This window comes from Chitinophaga lutea (assembly GCF_003813775.1).
Classification (GTDB): Bacteria; Bacteroidota; Bacteroidia; order Chitinophagales; family Chitinophagaceae; genus Chitinophaga; species Chitinophaga lutea.
Map to the genome: position 1 here is coordinate 2004401 of NZ_RPDH01000002.1, position 19429 is coordinate 2023829.

General features: G+C 54.3%; 17 protein-coding genes. 6 read left to right on the forward strand and 11 right to left on the reverse strand.

The window, feature by feature from the left end:
- Positions 1-54: 54 nt before the first annotated feature.
- Positions 55-990, reverse strand: coding sequence for a FecR family protein (locus EGT74_RS20340; RefSeq protein WP_158618240.1), 936 nt, complete (start codon positions 988-990; stop codon positions 55-57).
- 231 nt (positions 991-1221) lie between these two features.
- On the opposite strand from EGT74_RS20340, the gene EGT74_RS20345 reads away from it, so the two are divergent.
- Complete coding sequence (locus EGT74_RS20345; RefSeq protein ID WP_123848397.1) at positions 1222-4038, forward strand: outer membrane beta-barrel protein; 2817 nt, start codon at positions 1222-1224, stop codon at positions 4036-4038.
- Between the two features lie 48 nt (positions 4039-4086).
- On the opposite strand, the gene EGT74_RS20350 is transcribed toward EGT74_RS20345, so the two are convergent.
- Both EGT74_RS20350 and EGT74_RS20355 read right to left on the reverse strand, forming a co-directional pair.
- Entirely contained in the window at positions 4087-4812 is a 726-nt protein-coding gene (locus EGT74_RS20350) for a hypothetical protein (RefSeq protein WP_123848398.1), read from the reverse strand.
- Positions 4813-4824: 12 nt separating this feature from the next.
- Positions 4825-5334, reverse strand: a complete 510-nt coding sequence (locus EGT74_RS20355; protein ID WP_123848399.1) for a DinB family protein — start codon at positions 5332-5334, stop codon at positions 4825-4827.
- Positions 5335-5405: 71 nt separating this feature from the next.
- Here EGT74_RS20355 and EGT74_RS20360 point away from each other — a divergent pair, with 71 nt between their 5' ends.
- The 3 genes from EGT74_RS20360 to EGT74_RS20370 are packed head-to-tail and all read left to right on the forward strand — an operon-like array spanning position 5406 to position 8776.
- Positions 5406-7295, forward strand: coding sequence for a CocE/NonD family hydrolase (locus tag EGT74_RS20360; protein WP_123848400.1), 1890 nt, complete (start codon positions 5406-5408; stop codon positions 7293-7295).
- A 26-nt stretch (positions 7296-7321) separates the two neighbouring features.
- Entirely contained in the window at positions 7322-8023 is a 702-nt protein-coding gene (locus EGT74_RS20365; RefSeq protein ID WP_123848401.1) for a membrane or secreted protein, read from the forward strand.
- 36 nt (positions 8024-8059) lie between these two features.
- Positions 8060-8776: an FKBP-type peptidyl-prolyl cis-trans isomerase gene (locus EGT74_RS20370; RefSeq protein WP_123848402.1), complete on the forward strand. Its 717-nt coding sequence runs from the start codon at positions 8060-8062 to the stop codon at positions 8774-8776.
- Between the two features lie 286 nt (positions 8777-9062).
- On the opposite strand, the gene EGT74_RS20375 is transcribed toward EGT74_RS20370, so the two are convergent.
- The 8 genes from EGT74_RS20375 to EGT74_RS20410 all read right to left on the reverse strand — a co-directional run bounded on the left by EGT74_RS20375 (position 9063) and on the right by EGT74_RS20410 (position 17467).
- Positions 9063-10058 carry a chorismate synthase gene (locus tag EGT74_RS20375; RefSeq protein WP_123848403.1) on the reverse strand — a complete coding sequence of 332 codons (996 nt, stop codon included), beginning with the start codon at positions 10056-10058 and terminating at the stop codon, positions 9063-9065.
- A complete protein-coding gene (gene aroA, locus EGT74_RS20380) occupies positions 10055-11329 on the reverse strand; it encodes a 3-phosphoshikimate 1-carboxyvinyltransferase (protein WP_123848404.1) in 1275 nt (424 codons plus the stop codon). The genes EGT74_RS20375 and aroA overlap by 4 nt, the downstream gene beginning before the upstream one ends.
- A gap of 9 nt (positions 11330-11338) precedes the next feature.
- Positions 11339-12364 carry a 3-dehydroquinate synthase gene (gene aroB, locus EGT74_RS20385; protein ID WP_123848405.1) on the reverse strand — a complete coding sequence of 342 codons (1026 nt, stop codon included), beginning with the start codon at positions 12362-12364 and terminating at the stop codon, positions 11339-11341.
- Positions 12365-12388: 24 nt separating this feature from the next.
- On the reverse strand, positions 12389-13474 hold the full coding sequence (locus EGT74_RS27080; RefSeq protein WP_123848406.1) for a chorismate mutase: 1086 nt from the start codon (positions 13472-13474) through the stop codon (positions 12389-12391).
- 30 nt (positions 13475-13504) lie between these two features.
- Positions 13505-14347, reverse strand: a complete 843-nt coding sequence (locus EGT74_RS27085) for a prephenate dehydrogenase (protein ID WP_123848407.1) — start codon at positions 14345-14347, stop codon at positions 13505-13507.
- Positions 14344-15528 (reverse strand): pyridoxal phosphate-dependent aminotransferase, encoded by a 1185-nt coding sequence (locus tag EGT74_RS20400; protein ID WP_123848408.1) that lies wholly within the window; start codon positions 15526-15528, stop codon positions 14344-14346. The genes EGT74_RS27085 and EGT74_RS20400 overlap by 4 nt, the downstream gene beginning before the upstream one ends.
- A 10-nt stretch (positions 15529-15538) precedes the next feature.
- Complete coding sequence (locus tag EGT74_RS20405; protein ID WP_123848409.1) at positions 15539-16369, reverse strand: prephenate dehydratase; 831 nt, start codon at positions 16367-16369, stop codon at positions 15539-15541.
- Between the two features lie 891 nt (positions 16370-17260).
- Positions 17261-17467: a hypothetical protein gene (locus tag EGT74_RS20410; RefSeq protein ID WP_123848410.1), complete on the reverse strand. Its 207-nt coding sequence runs from the start codon at positions 17465-17467 to the stop codon at positions 17261-17263.
- A gap of 144 nt (positions 17468-17611) precedes the next feature.
- On the opposite strand from EGT74_RS20410, the gene EGT74_RS20415 reads away from it, so the two are divergent.
- Positions 17612-18160 carry an RNA polymerase sigma factor gene (locus tag EGT74_RS20415; RefSeq protein ID WP_123848411.1) on the forward strand — a complete coding sequence of 183 codons (549 nt, stop codon included), beginning with the start codon at positions 17612-17614 and terminating at the stop codon, positions 18158-18160.
- Positions 18161-18188: 28 nt separating this feature from the next.
- A complete protein-coding gene (locus EGT74_RS20420; protein ID WP_123848412.1) occupies positions 18189-19265 on the forward strand; it encodes a trypsin-like peptidase domain-containing protein in 1077 nt (358 codons plus the stop codon).
- Positions 19266-19429 lie beyond the last annotated feature (164 nt).

The window sequence follows — 19429 nt, forward strand, 5'->3', positions numbered from 1 at the left end:
TTCTCGTTACTTTTTATTTATTGAATCGAATGAAAAGGGTGAACTCGTTATGTATTATTTCCGTTTTTCTTTATACACATAGGTGGTATCGCCGTGCCGGTCGAACCGCAGTTCCTGCACAAAGGCCAGTTTCTGCAGGATCAGATCCACCGTCACCTGCGCCGGGAATGAAGCCGTGAGCCTTTTACCGGCAAGGGTTTTATCCATCATCACGAACCGGCGGCCATAGCGGCGCTGCAGTTTTGCGAAAGCATCATCGAGGCGGGTGTTCTCGAAGATGACCTTCCCGTCTTTCCAGTCCACCGCTTCGCGGACGAGGAAAGTGGATTGTTTGAAATGCCGGTCGTCCGTGTAAGTGAGGCGGTCGCCGGGCAGCAGCACCACCCTTTCAAATGACGAGGCCGAATCCGCCGCGCTGATGGCTACTTTCCCGGAGATGAGGCTGACCTGCACCGTTTTTTCTTCCGCGGCGGGCGAAGCGATATTGAAGGAAGTGCCCAGCGCCGTAGTGATCAACCCGCCTGCATTGACGCTGAAAGGCGCCCGGTCGCTGGCGGCCACCTCGATGTAGGCTTCGCCGGTCAGGCGCAGCCGGCGGCTGGTGGTATTATAGGTATCATCGAATATGATGCAGGCCTGTGCGTTCAGCCATACCTTCGAGCCGTCCGGCATGCTCACCAGCTTTACGCCCGGGCCGGGATTGGCGATGGTATCCATATGGCGCGCAATGCCGGTGGTCGCCGTCTTCCTCCCCTGCAGCCACCAGCCGGCCAGTGCCACGCAGCCTGCGAGCATAGCGGCTGCGGCGGGGCGCAGCCAGTGCAGGCGGCGGACCTTCGTTACCGGGGCGGGGTTCGCCTGGCGCCAGCTTGCCTTCAAAAATCCGTCGAGCCCATCTTCGCCAGACTGCTCCAGCCAGGCTTCCACCTGCTGCACCTCGTCTTCCGAACAAAGGCCTTTGAAATATTTATCCAGCAATTGTTGATTCATATACGTCCCGGTAAACGGCATCTTTTTTCACCGCCTACAATAAGAGTACGCTCACCGCGAAACGATGTACCAACCCCGGAAACGACTTCATAATTTGGTAACATTCGCCCGGCCCCACATCATCCTTTACACCGTTCTCCCCATAAAACGAACCTTTCATCACAGATTTAACTATTTACTTCGTTTTTCTACGAATGTTTCGTATTTTAGGCTCCTCAACTAAATTCCGCCATGAATCGAATTGTATGTTTATCTCTTATTTTAAGCCTGTGCGGGTTTGCCGCCTCCGCGCAGAAAAACCAGTTAACCGGCTCGGTGGCAGATTCCAGCAGCAAGGAGCTGATGGAGATGGCCACCGTTACGGTGCAGGATAATAAAGACAGCAGCCTGCTGACTTACACGCTGACCGACAAAAAAGGCGGCTTTAAACTGACCGGCCTGCCGGCAGATAAAACCCTCCGCCTGCTGATTTCCTATACCGGGTACCGTACTTTTGTCCGCATCCTGCCTCCCGGCCATCCGGCAGACCTGGGGAAAATTTTCCTGGCTCCTTCCGCCCATGAACTGAATACGGTGGTGATCGAAGGCGACCGTCCGCCGATCGCCATCCGGAAAGACACCATCGAGTTTAACGCATCCGCGTTCAAAACACGCACCAATGCCATGGTGGAAGACCTGCTGAAAAAACTGCCCGGAGTGGATATCGACGACGAAGGCAACATCACCGTGAACGGTAAAAAGGTGACCCGCGTACTGGTGGAAGGCCGTGAGTTTTTCGGCAACGACCCCAAGCTGGCCACCAAAAACCTGCCGGCCGCGATTGTGGACAAAGTGCAGGTGATGGACACCAAAACCAGGCAGGAAGCCAAACTGGGCGTTGAAAAAGACGGGGAAGACAGGACGCTCAACGTGACGCTGAAAGCGGATAAAAAGAAAGGCCTGTTCGGCCGCGTATCGGCCGGCGGCGGTACCGACGACCGGTTTGAGCTGGCCGGCATGGTAAGCGGGTTCGACGGCCCCCGCCAGCTCAGTGTGCTGGCTTCTTCCAACAACCTCAACAAAATCGGGTTCTCGCAGGGGGAAATGGGCGCCGTTGCAGAAAAGAAAGCCGGCGGTATGTCGATCAGCATTTCCGATAACGGGGCGTTCTCCATGAACGGCATCTCCTTCGGCAGCGGCGGCGACGGCATCCGTACCGCCACCATGGCCGGGTATAATTACAACGACCAGTGGAACAAAAAACACAACGTCAATAACAGTTACTTCTTCAACAACACCGACTCCCGCTACCGCACGTTGCGGAATACGCAGTATAACGACGGGCGGCAGACCCGCAGCAACCGCGAAGGCACGGGCCGCAACGCCAATCACCGTCTTAATTTCGGGCTGGAAACACAGCTGGACTCCGTGACCATGCTTTCTTTCAACCCTTCTTTCGACTACGCCGAAACCAGCACCCGCGCCAATGGGCTGGACACTACCTGGTCGGACGGCTCGCTGCTCAACCACAACACCACCCGCAACCGCAATTCCAGCACGCGCACCAACTTCAGCAGCAACCTGAACATCTCGCGGCAGCTGAAAAAGAAAGGGCGCAGCATCGCCCTGGGATTCAGCAACAATAACAGCAACCAGGACGGATACGCTTTCAACTATTCGGAGCGCGGCTTTTATGAGAACGGCATCGCCGATTCCAGCGCCATCACCGATCAGCGCAACACCTCCACCAACACCAATGAAAACTACGAAGTGGTGCTGAAGTATACGGAGCCCATTTCGAAAACGTGGAGAGTAACGGCCGGTTACGGCTTCCAATACAGCCAGAGCCGCTCCGACCGGCAGACTTACAACTACGACGAAGTTGAAAAAGGGTACACCGATCTCGACCCGTTGTACACCAATAAATTCAAAACCGTTTTCACCTCTCAAAACCCGCAGCTGTCTTTCAACCACTCCGGCAAAGCATGGACGGCGAATATCGGCGGCTCCGTGTACCTGAATGTGCTCGACAACTACTCCTATACCACCCGCACCGGCTTCCGCCAGTACCAGACGAACATCGCTCCCAGTTCCCGCCTGGCTTACCGGAATAAAAAGAACGGCAACTGGTACCTGAGTTACTTCGGGAATATGCAGCAGCCTTCCATCGACCAGCTGCAACCCCTGAAGGATAACAGCAACACACTGAACGAGCGCATCGGTAACCCCGACCTGAAGCCCGCTTTCACGCAGCGCATATCGTTCGGCTTCAACCAGTTTTCGCCTACCGGCATCGGTGTTTTCTCCAGCATCGGTTATTCGCCCACCATGAACCGGATCACCACGGTGATCAAAGCCCGGCCCGACGGCAGCCAGCAAACCCGGTTCGTGAACACGAACGGCTTCTATAACCTGAACGCCAACGCGACGCTCAGCAAAAGCAAAAAGGCCAAGGATTACCAGTGGAGAGCCATGCTTTTCCTGAATGCATACGGGGGCCGGAACATCAACTTCTCCAACATCAACAATCCCAAAGGCGACACCACCATCCGCCGCATCGAAACGTTCAGCATGAACTTTTCCGTTGGCGCCCATGGCACTTACGCCTACAAGGAACTGCTGGAATTTACGCTCAACTACCGCCCTTCCTTTTTCGTCACCAAATACCCGCAGGGTGTCACCACCCAGGGCAATTACATACAGCACCGCGCCACGCTGGGCAGCACCGTGTACTGGCCGCGTAACTTCGCGTGGGAAAACGATATCAACTACGTGTACAACACCCGTATCACGCCCGGTTTCCGGAAAGGCGTGGCCATGTGGCACATGGGGCTGGAATACAGTTTCCTGAAAAGCAAAAGAGCGCAGGTTAAAATTTATGCGTACGACCTGCTGAAGCAGAGCACCTCAGTGCGGCGCAACGTGAGTGAGTTTTCCATCGACGATGTGCAGACGGAAATCGTGGACCAGTATTACATGCTGACGCTCACTTACAACATCAGCGTGTTCGGCGCGAAAGCGAAGACAGGGAACAGGCGGGTTGACGGGGGGAGATTTTTCATATTCTGAGACCATGCTATATGACATAAAAAAGGGAGCGCTTCATGGCTCCCTTTTTTATTGTAATTCATTGGCGGTATAATGCAGCCCCTTCAGCAATCTTTGCAGTTCTTCCTCCGAATGCGCATCCGGGTGTAACTCGATCACCACTTCACCGGTGATCAGGTCACAGACGAAATGGATCTCCCGGTTCGCGTCTTTGATCACAAACAGATCGTTCGTTACCCATTCCTTAAACGTAAAGAACCTGCTGAAAAACTGCGTCAGCGGATGGCAGCGGTACACGGGCATCGTATGCAGGAGTGCTCCTTCCCTGTCGTACACCAGCAATACAAACTCGACGTATTCGAACGTGTAGGTATAATCGAGGGCCACGATGCGGGTGAGGGCCGGGTTCAGCGACTTCGGGTAGTAGCTGACGGGGAGGACGTAATCCGCCGAGCGGATGCCGTCGTGGATGCGGCGGAGCACTGCCACGTCCCGGTTGTTTGCCGCGGCCAGTTCTTCCATGATCTCGAACACCGCTTCGTAGAGGCATTGTTTTCTTTCATCCGGCGGTCGGGAAAGGTATAGTTCCATATCCACCGGGTACACGACGTTGCGGCGGCTGCCGGCTGTATCGATGACCTTCGTGCCGCTGATATCCGTTATTTCGATGTGCAGCCGCTGGAAGCGGATAAACTTCAGGCCGCCTATCCGTGAACGGTAACTCTCGCCTACGGCTACGCCTTCGCGCAGCAGTGCGGGATGGTGCCGGAAAATTATCTCGAGGGTGTTGAGCATGGTGATCGTCCCTTAGAGGTAGCGCTCCTTCGCCACGTCCTGGTGATGGATGGCATGCCCTACGATCACGTAGCCGAGGGCGCGCACGCTCATCGGGCGACCACTGGCGACGCCGCTGCGCTCCATTTCCTCGCCGTCGAAAGAACGGAACAGGTGCTCGGACGCGTTGCGGACGTACTGGAATTCTTCCACCATATCGGCCCAGCTGCGGTGATCTACCCGGGCCTCATCCGCGTAACTGTTTTCATCGAAGCTGGCGAGGGGCGTCATGTCTTTACGGGCAAAGCGCAGTGCGCGGTAGGCAAAGATGCGCTCCGCGTCGATGATGTGCTGCAGCATCTGCTTCAGCGTCCATTTACCGGTGGCATAGGCATAATTCTGTTTGTTTTCCGGCAGCTCGCGCCAGAACTGGAGGGAAACAGCCGTTTGGTTGCGGAAGGCTGTCAGCAGGTCGTCTTCCTTCACTTTCGTAACGTAACCGTGGTAAAACTCAGCGTATTCCGAGGCTAAGGGTCTTGCCATATATCATAATTTTGAACCTAAGTTACGGCAGATCGGCTTATATTTAATCACCCAATCAACCGCTTAAACAAATGCGACAAAACCTGATCCTGCTGCTGTGCATTTTTGCCCACATGACAACGTTTGCCCGTTCAGCCGAAGACTCTCTCTGGATAAGGGAAAACTATACAAAAAAGGAAGTGCTGATACCCATGCGCGACGGGATAAAACTGTTTACCTCCATCTTCATTCCGAAAAACACCATTGAAAAACATCCCATTCTCATTACCCGCACCCCTTATTCCTGTGCGCCTTACGGGGAGGATAAATGGCCGGCGTACCACCATTGGTATGTGACCCAGTATTTCCGGGAAGGTTATATTATCGTCACCCAGGACGTCAGGGGCCGCTGGATGAGTGAGGGGGAATTTGTGGACGTAAGGCCTTTCAATCCGAATAAAAAAGGGAAAGATATCGATGAAGCGAGCGATTCCTACGACACCATCGACTGGCTGGTGAAAAACATCGGCAACAACAACGGGAAAGTAGGCGTATACGGCGGTTCCTACCCCGGCTTCTATTCCACCATGGCCGCACTCAGCGGGCACCCCGCCCTCAAAGCAGTAAGCCCGCAGGCGCCGGTGACGGACTGGTTCATGGGCGACGACTGGCACCATAACGGCGCCTTTATGCTCAACGACGCCTTCAGCTTCTACCATGCCTTCGGCAAACCCCGGCCCAAACCCACCACGGTAAAACCAACGGGTTTTAATTTCACCGTGCGCGACAATTATAAATTCTTCCTGGAGGCCGGCGCCCTGCCCAACGTGATGCGCATGATCGGCGACAGCATTGCTTTCTGGAAAGACCTGTTCGCCCATCCCAACTACGACAGCTGGTGGAAAGCGCGCGACATCCGCAACTTCATCAAAAACATACAGCCGGCCGTACTGGTGGTTGGCGGCCACTTCGACGCGGAAGACTGCTTCGGCGCATGGGCCACTTACCAGGCAATCGAAAAACAAAGCCCCGGTACAGACAACCGCATCGTCATGGGGCCGTGGTACCACGGTCAGTGGGTCGACAATGAAGCCACCAGCCTCGGCAACGTGCGGTTCGGCAGCAACACTTCCAAATGGTACCAGGATAGCATAGAGTTGCCTTTCTTCAACCATCACCTGAAAGGTAAAGGCAAGGGAGCCGATATACAGGACGCCGTGGTGTTCTTCACCGGCGCCAACGAATGGAAACAGTTTCCTGCCTGGCCCGCGCCCGATATGCAGCAGCGGCCCGTTTACCTGCAGGCAGCCGGCGGCCTCGGTTTCCAGGCGCCCAATACTGCCGATGCCTACACCCAATACGTCAGCGACCCCGCCAGGCCCGTGCCCTATACAGAAGATGTTCATTTTATCCGCACCATCAGCTATATGACGGACGATCAGCGTTTTGCCGCCCGACGGCCGGACGTACTGGTATTCCAGACCCCTCCGCTGGAGGAAGACCTTAGCCTGGGCGGTCCGCTGATAGCGGATCTGATGGCCAGTATCAGCACTACCGACGCGGATTTTGTGGTTAAACTGATCGACGTGTTCCCGGACGATTTCACTTACGGCGACCCGCCCGCCCCGGTTGTCAACAAACGTTACATTCCTGCCGCCTACCCAATGGGCGGTTACCAGATGCTGGTACGCGGAGAGGTGATGCGGGGCAAATTCAGGAAGAGTTTTGAACAGCCCGTGCCTTTTGCGCCTAACCAGCCCGAGCAGGTAAAATTCACCTTACCGGACATTGCGCACACGTTCAAAAAAGGCCACCGGCTGATGGTGCAGATACAGAGCAGCTGGTTCCCGCTGGTAGACCGCAATCCGCAGCAATTCACGAATATTTATACGGCAAACGATAAAGATTTTGTTCCGTCCACTATCCGGATTTATCACGATGCAAAGCGGCCGTCGAAACTGATACTGCCTGTTTTGCGTTGATTCCACCACGTTAAAAAATACGCAATATGAAACTTCTGTTTTCTGCAGCCCTGGCGCTGCTGACACAATTGTCCTTCGCGCAGGCCGGTCTTTCCGGCGCCTGGCAGCTGATGCCCGTGGGCAGCGAACCGCAAACCGTGCGCATCATCGAAGACGGGTATTTTATGCAGACCGTCTTCAACCAGCAGGGGAAAGAGTTCGTGAGCACGCTCGGCGGGCGCATCACCGCATCCGGCGGCAACCTCACCGAAGTGATCGAATTCAACACGGCCGACAAAGAGAACATCGGCAGCACCAACACCTGCACGTACAAATTGCAGAACAACCAGCTGACGGTGAGCTGCGCCGGCAAAACCACCACCTGGCAGCGCCTCGATGAAGGGAAGGCACCATTGGCAGGCACCTGGCGCATCACCGCCAGGGAAAACAACGGTAAGATGGACCCCATGCGCCCCGGCCCGCGTAAAACCCTTAAAATCCTTTCCGGCACCCGCTTTCAATGGGCGGCCATCAACACGGAAACCAAGGAGTTTTTCGGCACCGGCGGCGGTACGTACAAGTTTGAGAACGGCCAGTATACCGAAACCATCACCTTCTTTTCGCGCGACAATACGCGGGTGGGCATGAGCCTGAGCTTTAACGGCAAAGTGGACGGCAAACAATGGCACCACAGCGGCAAAAGCTCCAAGGGCGACCCCATCAGCGAAATATGGAGCAGGATTGAATAATGTGCTTATATTGCGGTTCAAATTTTACAACCCGGTATGATCAGAAAATGCCTATTTATCGGCGCTTTAAGCGTACTGACCGCACAAGCGGCCTTCAGCCAGAAAAAACAGACGGCTGCACCTAAACCTTTGCTCCGCACGCAACTGGACTCCGTGAGCTATACCATCGGCAACGACCTCGGGCAAATGCTCAAAGGCCAGGGGCTCGACAGCCTGAACCTGAAACTGCTGTTCAAGGCCATCGAAGACCATTATACCGGCAAAACACCGGTACTCTCCGCCGACCAGGGCACTACCCTGGTGAGGGACTACATCCTGAACAAGAATAAAGTGGAAGGGGAAAAGTTCCTGGCGAAAAACAAAACCAAACCCGGCGTGGTAACGCTGCCCAGCGGCCTGCAGTACCAGGTGCTGAAAACCGGCACCGGTCCCAAACCCACGCTGAACGATAAGGTAAAAGTGCATTATCACGGCATGCTGATCGACGGTACTACATTCGACAGCTCCATCGACCGCGGCGAGCCCATCACACTGCCCGTTACGGGCGTGATCAAAGGCTGGACGGAAGCCCTCCTGCTGATGCCTGTGGGCAGCAAATGGAAACTCTTCATCCCTTCGCAGCTGGCGTACGGCGAAAGAGCCGCCGGCCCGAAAATCAAGCCCAACAGCGCACTGGTGTTTGATGTGGAACTGCTGAGCATCGAAGCGGCCACACCTGCGGAAACGCAGCCTGCCGCTCCCGTGAAAGAATAGTATATATTACAATATTGAAAAGCCGGATGGGAGTGATTCCATCCGGCTTTTTTTATTCGCGCTGCCGCAAACATGTGCTTTCCCCCGTATAACATCACCCGCTGTGAACCTGATCATTGCCACTTCAAATATTCAGCACCGCTACCGCGATGCCTCTTGCGGTTCTTGCACACCATCCACTTTCACATCCTGATGCGAACGCATGCCGAAGATGAAGTGCCTCCCTGTCTAAAAAAGCGGCGGCCCCGTTCACACGAGGCCGCCGCTCTGTATTTTCTTTCATCCGTTATTTGAACACTCTCGGCGCGCGCATTTCCAGCAGCATAAAATCCGCCAGCACCATGGCTGTAACGGCTTCCAGCACTACGGGCACGCGCAGCGCGATGCAGAGATCGTGACGGCCTTTCACGGAAAACTGTTCCACCTGGCCGCTGGCTATATTCAGCGTTTCCTGCACTTTGGGGGTGCTGGAGGTGGGTTTTACCGCGATGCGGAACACCAGCTGGTTGCCGTTGCTGATGCCGCCCACCACGCCGCCGGCGTTGTTGGTGGCGGTTTTTCCGCTTGTATCGATGATCGCGTCGTTGTGTTCCAGCCCTTTCATTTTAGCGGCGGCAAAACCGGCGCCGAATTCGATGCCTTTGATGGCGGGGATGGCAAACACCGCATGCGCGATGTTGGACTCGATGGAATCGAAGAAAGGTTCGCCCAAACCGATGGGCAGCCCGTCTACCGTACATTCCACGACACCGCCTACCGAGTCTTTGGCGGCGATGGCGGCTTCGAGGCCCTGTTCGGGATCAGGGTAACCGCCTACTTCTTTCAGCTCCGCTTTTACCTGGATGCCGCTGCCGAGTATTTTTTTGGCGATCACGCCGGCCGCCACGAGGTTGAGCGTCAACCGGCCGCTGAAGTGGCCGCCGCCGCGGTAGTCTTCAAACCCGCCGTACTTCTGCGTAGCCACAAAATCGGCATGGCCGGGGCGGGGAAACTCCCGCAGTTTGGCGTAATCGGCGCTGCGGGTGTTGTTGTTTTCGAACAGGATGGTGATGGGCGCTCCTGTGGTATGATCGTTGAACACACCGGATTTCAGGAAAGGCAGGTCGTCTTCCTTGCGGGGCGTGGTGCCTTTGGCGCCGGCTTTACGCCGTTCCAGGTCGGGCAGGAAATCTTCCTGCTTTAAGGGAATGCCTGCGGGCACGCCGTCGATATTGACGCCCACGCTTTCGCCGTGGGACTCGCCGAATACATTCACCCTGAATATTCTTCCGAAACTGTTCATGATTGTACTTTTTCTTCTTTAGTGACTGCCGCGCCGAGCGTCGCTATATGATCATAGAATTCCGGGTACGATTTGTTGATCGCTTCGGCGTTCTCCACCGTTACCGGTCCGTCGGCCGTCAGCGCCGCCACGGCGCAGGCCATGGCGATGCGGTGATCGTTATGCGAATGTACGGTAGCGCCTTTGATGCCGGTGCCGCCGTGTACGAACATATCGTCTCCTTCGAGGTTGATGCGGATGCCCATTTTACCGAACTCCTGCTGCAGGGTGAGACCGCGGTCGCTTTCTTTATGCGCCAGGCGGCTTACGCCCTTGATCCGGGTCACGCCCTTGCAGTTGGCGGCCAGGGCCACCAGCGGCGGGAACAGGTCCGGGCAGTCGGTAGCGTCCAGCTCAAACGGCTTCAGTTCCTTTTTGGCGATGATCATGGTGAACACGCCGGGCAGGATTTCGGCGCCGGCTTTTTCGAGCGCTTCCATGATCGCCTTGTCGGACTGTGCGCTTTGGGTATTGAGGTGATGCACTTCCGCCTTGCCGGCTACGGCGGCCGCTACGAGCAGGAATGCCGCGCCGCTCCAGTCGCCTTCCACGGTATATTCCACGGGGCGGTAGGATTGTTTGCTGTCGAAGTGGAACACTTCAAAGTTCTCCTGCCGCACCTTTACGCCGAAATGCTCCATGATCTGCAGCGTGAGGGCGATGTAAGGTTTGCTTTTGAGGTCTTTCACCGTAATGGCGGCTTTATCCGCCACGGCGCCGAAAGCCATGAGCAGGCCGGTGAGGAACTGGGACGACAGGGAGCCGTCGATCGTCACGTTATTGGCCTGCAGCGGTCCCCTGATTTCCAGGGGCAGCTTGCCGTCGCGGCTTTTGATCTGTACGCCCAGCTGGGGCAGTACTTCCTCGAAGAAATGCATGGGGCGGGTCACGAGGCTGCCGTGCCCGTTGATGGTGATGGTCTTTTCAGACAGGGCGGCCACCGGCGTGAACATGCGGATGCCGAGGCCCGATTCGCCGCAATTGATCTCCTCGTGCAGGGGCTGAACGCCATTGCCGGTGATCTCAATCGTTTCTTCTCCCCTTTTCACCACAGCCCCCAGGTTTTCCGCTACTTCGAGCGCGGCCAGGCAGTCGTTGCTCAGCCCCGGGTTATGTATGACGGTTTTCCCTTTCGCGAGCAAGGCCGCTGCCACCGCACGCTGCATCGCACTCTTGGAGGGATTGGCGGTAACGGCGCCTTTGATCACGGAAGGTGAAATTGAAACTCTCATATTGGACGGTTACAGTTCTTTTAAAATTTGTTTCAGCTCGTCGAGCGGGATAGGCTGTGTTTGCGCCTTACCCAGTTCTTCCAGCAGCACAAAGTGAATATGGTCTTTTTCTCGTTTTTTATCCAGCTTGAAGATGTTGAACACCGCGTCTTTGTCCGATTGCATCGTTACCGGTAAACGGTAGTCGTTGATCAAACGGATCAGCCGGTTGGTTTGTTCGGATGGCAGCTTGGTTATTTTTTCGGAGATCTTAGCAGCTGCTACCATCCCGATCGCCACCGCCTGGCCGTGTGCAATGTTTTCCAGCTTTTCTACCGCATGCCCGAGGGTATGACCAAAATTCAGCCAGCGGCGTACACCGCTTTCAAACTCGTCTTCCAGCACAAACTTTGTTTTGATCGCCACCGACCGTTCCACCAGGTATTGCAGCACGCTTACATCCTGCGCGAGGGCCTTGTCTTTATTGTTTTCCAGGTAGGTAAACAATTCCGCATCGTATATGCAGGCATACTTGATGATCTCGGCAAAACCGTTGCACCATTCCGTTGCGGGCATGGTAGACGGCAGGGTGTAGTCGAACAGGATGAACTGCGGCTGGTTGATGGTGCCCAGCATGTTTTTATGCATGCCGTGGCTCACGCCGTTTTTACCGCCGATGGAAGCATCTACCTGCGCCAGCAAGGTGGTGGGCACAAACCCGAAGGGAATGCCGCGCATGTAAATACTGGCTGCAAAGCCGGTGATATCTGTGAGCATACCGCCGCCAATGCCTACCAGCGTGGTTTTGCGGTCTGCCTCCAGTTCTATCAGCCCGTTGATGATCTGGTCGATCACTTCCATGTTCTTGTGATCCTCCCCATCGGGCACTACCAGCTTTTTCCAGCCGGGCAGCAGGTCTGCGTAATGATGGTCCACATTTTCATCCAGCAGCAGGATGGTGCGTTCTTTATTCACGTAATTCCCCAGGTTGGCGAGACTTTCGCCGAGGTAATACGTGGTGGCGGCGTGTTGAAACTGGTGCGTTTGCGTTGTCATATAAGTCTGATACTGAAAAAAGGCTTAGTCGTTCATCACTTTATTCTGGCGGTTGATGGATTCCAGGTGCACGGCATCAAAGTATTTCAGTACGAAATCTTTGGTGAGGCCCAGTTTCTCGCCGGCGCGGATACCACGGTCGAGGATTTCATTCCAGCGGTTGGTTTGCAGGATGGTGATGTTGTTCTCTTTTTTATACTGACCGATTTTTTCAGCGATTTTCATGCGGTTGCCCAGCAGCAGCATGATTTCGTCATCGATGCCGTTGATCTGGTTGCGCAGTTTTTCGAGGGCGGTGTTGAACTCTTTCTGGTCGGTACGTTCGTGCCTCCAGGTGATGTTGCTCAGCAGCTCGCCGAATTTTTCGGGCGTGATCTGTTGTTTGGCATCGCTCCAGGCGTTGTCCGGATCGATGTGTGTTTCCAGCATGAGGCCATCGTAATCGAGGTCGATCGCTTCCTGTGAAACAGCCTGCAGGATGTCGCGGCGGCCGCTGATGTGGCTCGGGTCGCAGATCATCGGTAATTCAGGATGACGGCGTTTCAGTTCGATCGCCAGGTGCCACATGGGGGCGTTGCGGTATTCGGTGTTGCCGTAGCTGGAGAAGCCGCGGTGGATCAACCCTACTTTTTCGATACCGGCTTTCTGGATACGCTCTACCGCACCAATCCACAGTTCCAGGTCGGGGTTGATGGGGTTTTTGATCAGCACGGGAATCTTAACGCCTTTCAGGGCGTCGGCCACATCCTGTACGGAGAACGGGTTTACGGTGGTGCGCGCACCAATCCAGAGGATGTCCACGCCGAAGTGCAGCGCATCTTCCACCTGTTTGGCGGTAGCTACTTCCACAGTAGTGGGCATGCCGGTCAGCTCTTTGGCTTTCTGCAGCCAGGGGAGGCCTTTGGGACCAATCCCTTCGAAGGAGCCCGGACGGGTGCGGGGTTTCCAGATACCGGCGCGCAGCACATCCACTTTACCGGTTTTTGCCAGGGCCAGCGCAGTGGCCAATACCTGTTCTTCGGTTTCTGCAGAGCAGGGTCCGGAGATGATCAGCGGCTTTTTGTCTGAAGCCGGATCGGCGAATTTCGTTTTTGCTAAGATCTGTTCCATTGTAATATGACGTGTTAATAATGTGACTGTTTATTTTAAGATTTTCCTGATTTTATTGCTCTTCTGGATGAGTTTGTAGAACGTTTCGTAATCTTCATCCTGGAGGAGTTTTTTCATCTGCTCGAGCTGGTTGATGTGTTCTTCCAGTACGTCGAGCACGTTGTTGCGGTTGTGCTTGAAAATGGGCACCCAGGTGTCCGGCGAGCTTTTGGCGAGGCGCACGGTGGATTCGAAACCGCCGCTGGCCAGCTCGAAAATGCGGCCCTGCTCCTTTTCCTTTTTCAGCACCGTCAAAGCCAGCGCGAAAGAAGTGATGTGGGAGATGTGCGATACATAGGCGGTGTGCAGGTCGTGCTCCTCCGCGTTCATGTACACGGTGCGCATGCTCAGCTTGTCCACCATCGATTCGATCATTTCCACCGCATCCTCATCGCTGTTCTTCACGTCGCACAGCACCATCGTTTTCTGTGCGAACAGGTTGCGCACGGCCGCATCGGGCCCGGAGTACTCGGTACCGGCCATCGGGTGGGCGGCTACAAAGCGGCCCCGTTTGGAATGACCGGTCACGAGCTGTAATAATTTCTGTTTGGTGGAGCCCACATCCATGATCACATGCTGTGGCCCGACCTTGTCTAAAATGGAGGTAAGGGTCTGGAGGAGCGCATCCACCGGGATGGCCAGGATGATCAGCTGGCTGCGGCTCATGGCATCTTCAAGATTGGAACCTTCGTCGATGATATTCAGTTCCTGCGCTCTTTTCAGGTTCTCTTCGTTGTAATCCACGCCGATGATCCAGTTGGCCACCCCCTTTTCCTTGAGGCTGATGGCCAGCGAACCGCCTATTAATCCTACTCCTACTACTGTTGCAATCATATATTGACCGTTTGGGATACCTGAATGGATTGTTTCACCCGTTCAATCGCTTCTTCAAACACCTGCTCGCTGCGGCAGAGGCTCACACGGATGTACCCTTTGCCGTTTTCGCCGAAAATACCGCCGGGTGTGATGAATACTTTGGCTTTGTACAGCACTTCATCGCTCACGGCAAACCCGTCTGCATATCCTGCGGGGATTTCCGCCCACACAAACATGCCTGTCTGGTTGGTGTCGTATCTGGCGCCGAGCAGGTTGAGCAGCTCGAATACTTTTTTACGGCGGCCGGCGTAAATGCCGTTCAGTTCCGCGTACCATTCCGGCCCCAGTTCCAGTGCGGCCACGGCGGCCATCTGCACGGGCTGGAACATGCCGCTGTCCATATTGCTTTTAAAGCGCAGCACATCGTTGAGGAATTCCGCTTTGCCTACCAGCATCCCTACACGCCAGCCGGCCATGTTGCCGCTTTTGCTCAGGGAGTTCAGTTCGAGGGCCACTTCCATGGCGCCGGGCGTGGCCAGGAGGCTGGCCGGCCGGTCGTTCAGGATGAAGCTGTACGGATTGTCGTGGCACAGCAGGATGTTATGTTTTTTGGCGAAAGCCACCAGTTTTTCGAAAGTATCGGCTTTGGCCTGCGCGCCGGTGGGCATATGCGGGTAGTTGACCCACATGAGCTTCACCTTGCCGAGGTCGCTTTTTTCGAGGGCCTCGAGGTCCGGCTGCCAGCCATTGGCCGCGCTCAGGGCGTACGTCACCGGTGTGGCGCCGCTGAGCTGTACGGCGGAGCGGTAAGTGGGATACCCCGGGTCCGGGATGAGCGCTTCGTCGCCTTCCTGCAGAAAGGTCATGCAGATGTGCATGATACCTTCTTTAGAGCCGATGAGGGGCAGCACTTCTTTCTCAGCATCCAGCGTTACGCCGTAGAAGCGGCCGTACCAACCGGCCATGGCCTGCCGCAGGGCAGGAATGCCTTTGTAGCCCTGGTAAGCATGGGTGCCGGGTTTGGCGGCATGCTCATTCAATGCCGCTACCACGGAAGGGTGCGGAGGAAGGTCGGGACTCCCGATACCGAGGTTGATCACATTCGCACCCCCTTTGTTCATATCGTCGATCTCCCGCAGCTTGCGGGAAAAGTAATACTCTTCGGTGTGTTGTAATCTTTTAGCTACAGTTGGTTGCATGGGTTTATGATTAGTTGTGCGTTTTGCCTTTTTTGTAAATGCCCAGTACCGTCAGATGTTCGGTAAGCGGGGTGATTTTTTTCAGGGCCTGCTGGAAATGAGCCAGGGTGTCAAATTCCATGTCCGCATGAAAATAATAATGCCACTCTTTCGCCGGTATGGGAAAACTCTGGATTTTGCTCAGGTTGATGCCTTCGGCGGCGATTTTGGTGAGCACTTTGGCCAGACTTCCGCTTTCATTGGAAGTCTGGAAATATACGGAAGATTTGTTGGCATCTGCCGGTGCTTCCACACCATTTCTGGAAATGGCCAGAAAACGGGTATAGTTGTTTTTGGCGGTATGGATGTTGGGCGCGATGATATCGAGCTCAAAAATCTCCGCCGCCAGCTGTCCTGCGATGGCCGCGGTGGATTTCAGCTTTTTCTGGCGCACATGTTTGGCGCTGAGGGCGGTATCTTCCGTTTCCACGAGTTTGATGTGGGGGTATTTGGCGAGGAAGTCCATGCACTGCAGCAAAGCCATCGGGTGCGAATGCACTTCGCGGATGTCTTCGATGCTTTGGCCGGGCAGCACCATGAGCTGCTGGTTGATCTGCAGGTACAACTCTCCCGTGATGTGGAGGCCTGAATTTTTGAGCAGGCTGTAATTGGGCAGGATGCTGCCGGCGATGGAGTTTTCGATGGCCATCATGCCGCCGTCCACACCCGCTTCACCGTTTTTGACCTTACGCACGAGCTCCGGGAAAGAAGCGCAGGCTTCAATGGTATTTTGTTTGCCGAAGTACTTCTGTACGGCTATCTGGTGAAAACTTCCTTCAAATCCCTGGATGGCTATGTGCATAAAAATTGAGTTCGTATATGAAAATAAAAAAGGGCCCCGTGAGCCGGGACCCTTCATTTGTTCGTTTTATGATAAACTGTTGTTACAAAGGAGTCCCGTTTTTTTCCCGGTAAAAGAAAAAGTAAAAGAAATACAGGCTAAAGCTCTTTTGTGACATATGATGATTTGTTTATCAGAATTCATTGTAAAAAAGGAAAGGCCCCCTTTTTCAGGAGGCCCGTTATATTTTTAAGCGATTTTAGCAAAAACGAACCTCCTATTCCTGGAACCAGAAAAAGTAACCGTAAAAATAACCGAAGGTGCGTTGTTGCATTGCTTGTTCTGCTTTATTGTTTGATAGAACAAAAGTAAGGCAGGATTCCAATTTTTCAAACAGGGGATGGAAAATATATAATTCTTCCAACAAAACAGCTTTTTACGTAGAATTTATCTAACAACTATCCCCTGATGGCCGGGAATCGATCACCGGAGGGGCCGATTGCCTGCTATAGCAAATATTTTGCGCGGGGCTGGCGGGGAAGCGAGTAAGGGCTTTGGGGTGCAGAGCCGTTTTCAACGAAGCTACAACGAAGCTTCCCTGGGGGATGAACGAAGGATCACCGGAAAGTTGATCCTTCGTTGGAGGTTCGTTGGTCCTTCGTTGAAGGTTCGTTGAACACCCATCAAATGCCCGCCTGGCGTGGGGCGTTTTTCTGATTATTAGGCTGGTGGCAGGTTTGAAGTCGATATTTTGGATTGAACCGGCATTGCGATATAGACAGCCGGGCTGCCTTTAAGGGGAGAGAGCGCCAATAGGGTAACGGCAGTTCGCTGCCGGGGCGGCCGGAAATAAAAAAGGGCCGTTTCATAAGAAACGGCCCCGGATTAATATCCTTGATTGCTTGCCTATAATTAGTGTTTAGCAGAATCAGCAGCAGGAGCGGTAGTTGAGTCTGTAGCCAGAGAATCAACGGGAGCTACAACTGAAGAATCAGCAGGAACTGAAGAATTTACAGAGCTGTCGATTTTAGTGGTGTCGCCGGTGTTAGAGGTAGAAGCGCTGTTACAAGCTGCAACGAAAAGACCGAGTGCGAGAGCCAAGAATGCTACTTTTTTCATTTTAAATGCTTTTAAGGTTTTTGAAATGAGATTTATACTTTATACCCATATCAGCGAAAAGGTAACCCATCGTTTCAGAAAAATTTTTTTTGGTTACTTTGGGTTACAAAAAGGCGTTAATCGTATTAATAAGTGAATAATCTTTTGCAAATAGAACGGGATAAGGAATTGCTGCTGGGCCTGGCGGCAAACGATGACAAATCGTTGGAAACCATCTATTTAGAGAATTTCCCAGCAGTTGCCAGGATGATTTTACAGCATAACGGGTCGGAAGACGACGCGAGGGATGTGTTCCAGGAGGCGATGATCGTGTTGTATGAAAAGGTGCAGGAGGGCAATTTTATCCTTTCCAGCCGGTTAAAAACCTTTTTATATGCCGTTTGCCGGCGGATATGGCTGAAAAAGCTGCAGGCCTCTTCCTTACAGGGCCCCATTTACGAGGAACTGGAGGAAACGGCCGCTGCGGAGGAAGCTCTGGAGGCCGCCGTCGAAAAGGATCAGCAGTTCACCCAGATGGAGGCCGCCATGGCCAGAATGGGCGAGCCCTGCAAAACCATCCTGGAAGATTATTATATACACGGCAGGAACATGCAGGAGATTGCGGAGCGTTTTGGCTATACCAATGCGGAAAATGCCAAAAACCAGAAGTACAAGTGCCTGATGCGGTTGAAAAAGTTATTTTTTGCTTCATAAATAAACAAGTGCCTGAGGAGGCTGTGAAATGAACGATATACATTTAATACAGGAAATAGAGCGCTACCTCGATGGCGAAATGAGTGTCCCGGAAAGGGAGGCTTTCGACGCCCTCCGCCGTAACGACCCGGCTATCGACCGGCAGGTGACCGAGCACCGGTTACTGCTGCAGCAGCTGCGGGCCAACGGCGCGCGGAAAGAGCTGCTCCGCCGCATGGAGGCCATCCATGCCAGAGCGGACGTGCCCGTGGTAGCCAAACCTTCCGCTCCCGTCATCAATATGCGCAGCCGCCGCACCTGGCTCAACCTGGCCGCCGCTGCCTGCATCGCGCTGGTAACTTCGCTGGCCACCATGGCCATCATGCAGAAAGCGGTGAAAAATTCCTCCACCGCCCAGTATGAGGACGTAAGAAGGGTGCTCAGCAATATGCAGCGCTCCCAGAACGCCCTCATCCGCGACATCAAAAGCAACAACAAAGCTCCCCTGAATCCCGGCACCTATGGCGGCACCTGCTTCGCCATTTCCCGGAATGGTTACATGGTCACCAATTACCATGTGATCGCAGGGGCTGACTCCATCTATATCCAGAACAACAAAGGCGAAGCCTTCAAAGCGGTGAGCATTTTTGAAGATGTTTCCAGCGACCTGGCGGTGCTGCGCATTGCAGACTCCACCTTCCGCTCCGCTCCCCTGCCCTACGCCCTCAAACACCAGCCCAGCCGTTCCGGCGAGGAAGTGTTCAGCATGGGCTTCCCCCGCGACGAGATTGTGTACGGCAAAGGATATATCAGCGCACAGACCGGCTTTAACGGCGATACCCTGGCCTACCAGGTATCCATCCCCGTAGACCCCGGCAACAGCGGCGCTCCCCTCCTGGATGCGACCGGCGAAGTAGTCGGCATCATCACCGGTAAACAGGCCTCCTCCGACGGAATTGCCTTCGCGGTAAAAGCGGGCCACCTCAAACGCCTGCTGGATGAACTGCCGAAAGACAAATTCTCCCGGAAAGACATCCGGCAAAAAAGCCAGCTGGTAGGCCTGAACCGCGTAGATCAGCTGAAAAAACTGGAAGATTTCGTGTACATGGTGAAAGTATACAACTGAACGAACGATTAGGAATGAAAAATAAAAGCAGAAGGCCGGAGGTTATACTCCGGCTTTTTCTTTTCCGGGACATCTGAAGGAGGGTATTGGACAGAAGCCCGGCGATACTCCGGGTGTTCCTTTTCAAGGACATCTGAAAGAGAAGACTGGACAGAAACCCGGAG

Bases quoted from the DNA above. Each gene is read 5' to 3' on its own strand.
- EGT74_RS20340 (WP_158618240.1), bottom strand. From the start codon at position 990: ATGAATCAACAATTGCTGGATAAATATTTCAAAGGCCTTTGTTCGGAA.
- EGT74_RS20345 (WP_123848397.1), top strand. From the start codon at position 1,222: ATGAATCGAATTGTATGTTTATCTCTTATTTTAAGCCTGTGCGGGTTT.
- EGT74_RS20350 (WP_123848398.1), bottom strand. From the start codon at position 4,812: ATGCTCAACACCCTCGAGATAATTTTCCGGCACCATCCCGCACTGCTG.
- EGT74_RS20355 (WP_123848399.1), bottom strand. From the start codon at position 5,334: ATGGCAAGACCCTTAGCCTCGGAATACGCTGAGTTTTACCACGGTTAC.
- EGT74_RS20360 (WP_123848400.1), top strand. From the start codon at position 5,406: ATGCGACAAAACCTGATCCTGCTGCTGTGCATTTTTGCCCACATGACA.
- EGT74_RS20365 (WP_123848401.1), top strand. From the start codon at position 7,322: ATGAAACTTCTGTTTTCTGCAGCCCTGGCGCTGCTGACACAATTGTCC.
- EGT74_RS20370 (WP_123848402.1), top strand. From the start codon at position 8,060: ATGATCAGAAAATGCCTATTTATCGGCGCTTTAAGCGTACTGACCGCA.
- EGT74_RS20375 (WP_123848403.1), bottom strand. From the start codon at position 10,058: ATGAACAGTTTCGGAAGAATATTCAGGGTGAATGTATTCGGCGAGTCC.
- aroA (WP_123848404.1), bottom strand. From the start codon at position 11,329: ATGAGAGTTTCAATTTCACCTTCCGTGATCAAAGGCGCCGTTACCGCC.
- aroB (WP_123848405.1), bottom strand. From the start codon at position 12,364: ATGACAACGCAAACGCACCAGTTTCAACACGCCGCCACCACGTATTAC.
- EGT74_RS27080 (WP_123848406.1), bottom strand. From the start codon at position 13,474: ATGGAACAGATCTTAGCAAAAACGAAATTCGCCGATCCGGCTTCAGAC.
- EGT74_RS27085 (WP_123848407.1), bottom strand. From the start codon at position 14,347: ATGATTGCAACAGTAGTAGGAGTAGGATTAATAGGCGGTTCGCTGGCC.
- EGT74_RS20400 (WP_123848408.1), bottom strand. From the start codon at position 15,528: ATGCAACCAACTGTAGCTAAAAGATTACAACACACCGAAGAGTATTAC.
- EGT74_RS20405 (WP_123848409.1), bottom strand. From the start codon at position 16,369: ATGCACATAGCCATCCAGGGATTTGAAGGAAGTTTTCACCAGATAGCC.
- EGT74_RS20410 (WP_123848410.1), bottom strand. From the start codon at position 17,467: ATGAAAAAAGTAGCATTCTTGGCTCTCGCACTCGGTCTTTTCGTTGCA.
- EGT74_RS20420 (WP_123848412.1), top strand. From the start codon at position 18,189: ATGAACGATATACATTTAATACAGGAAATAGAGCGCTACCTCGATGGC.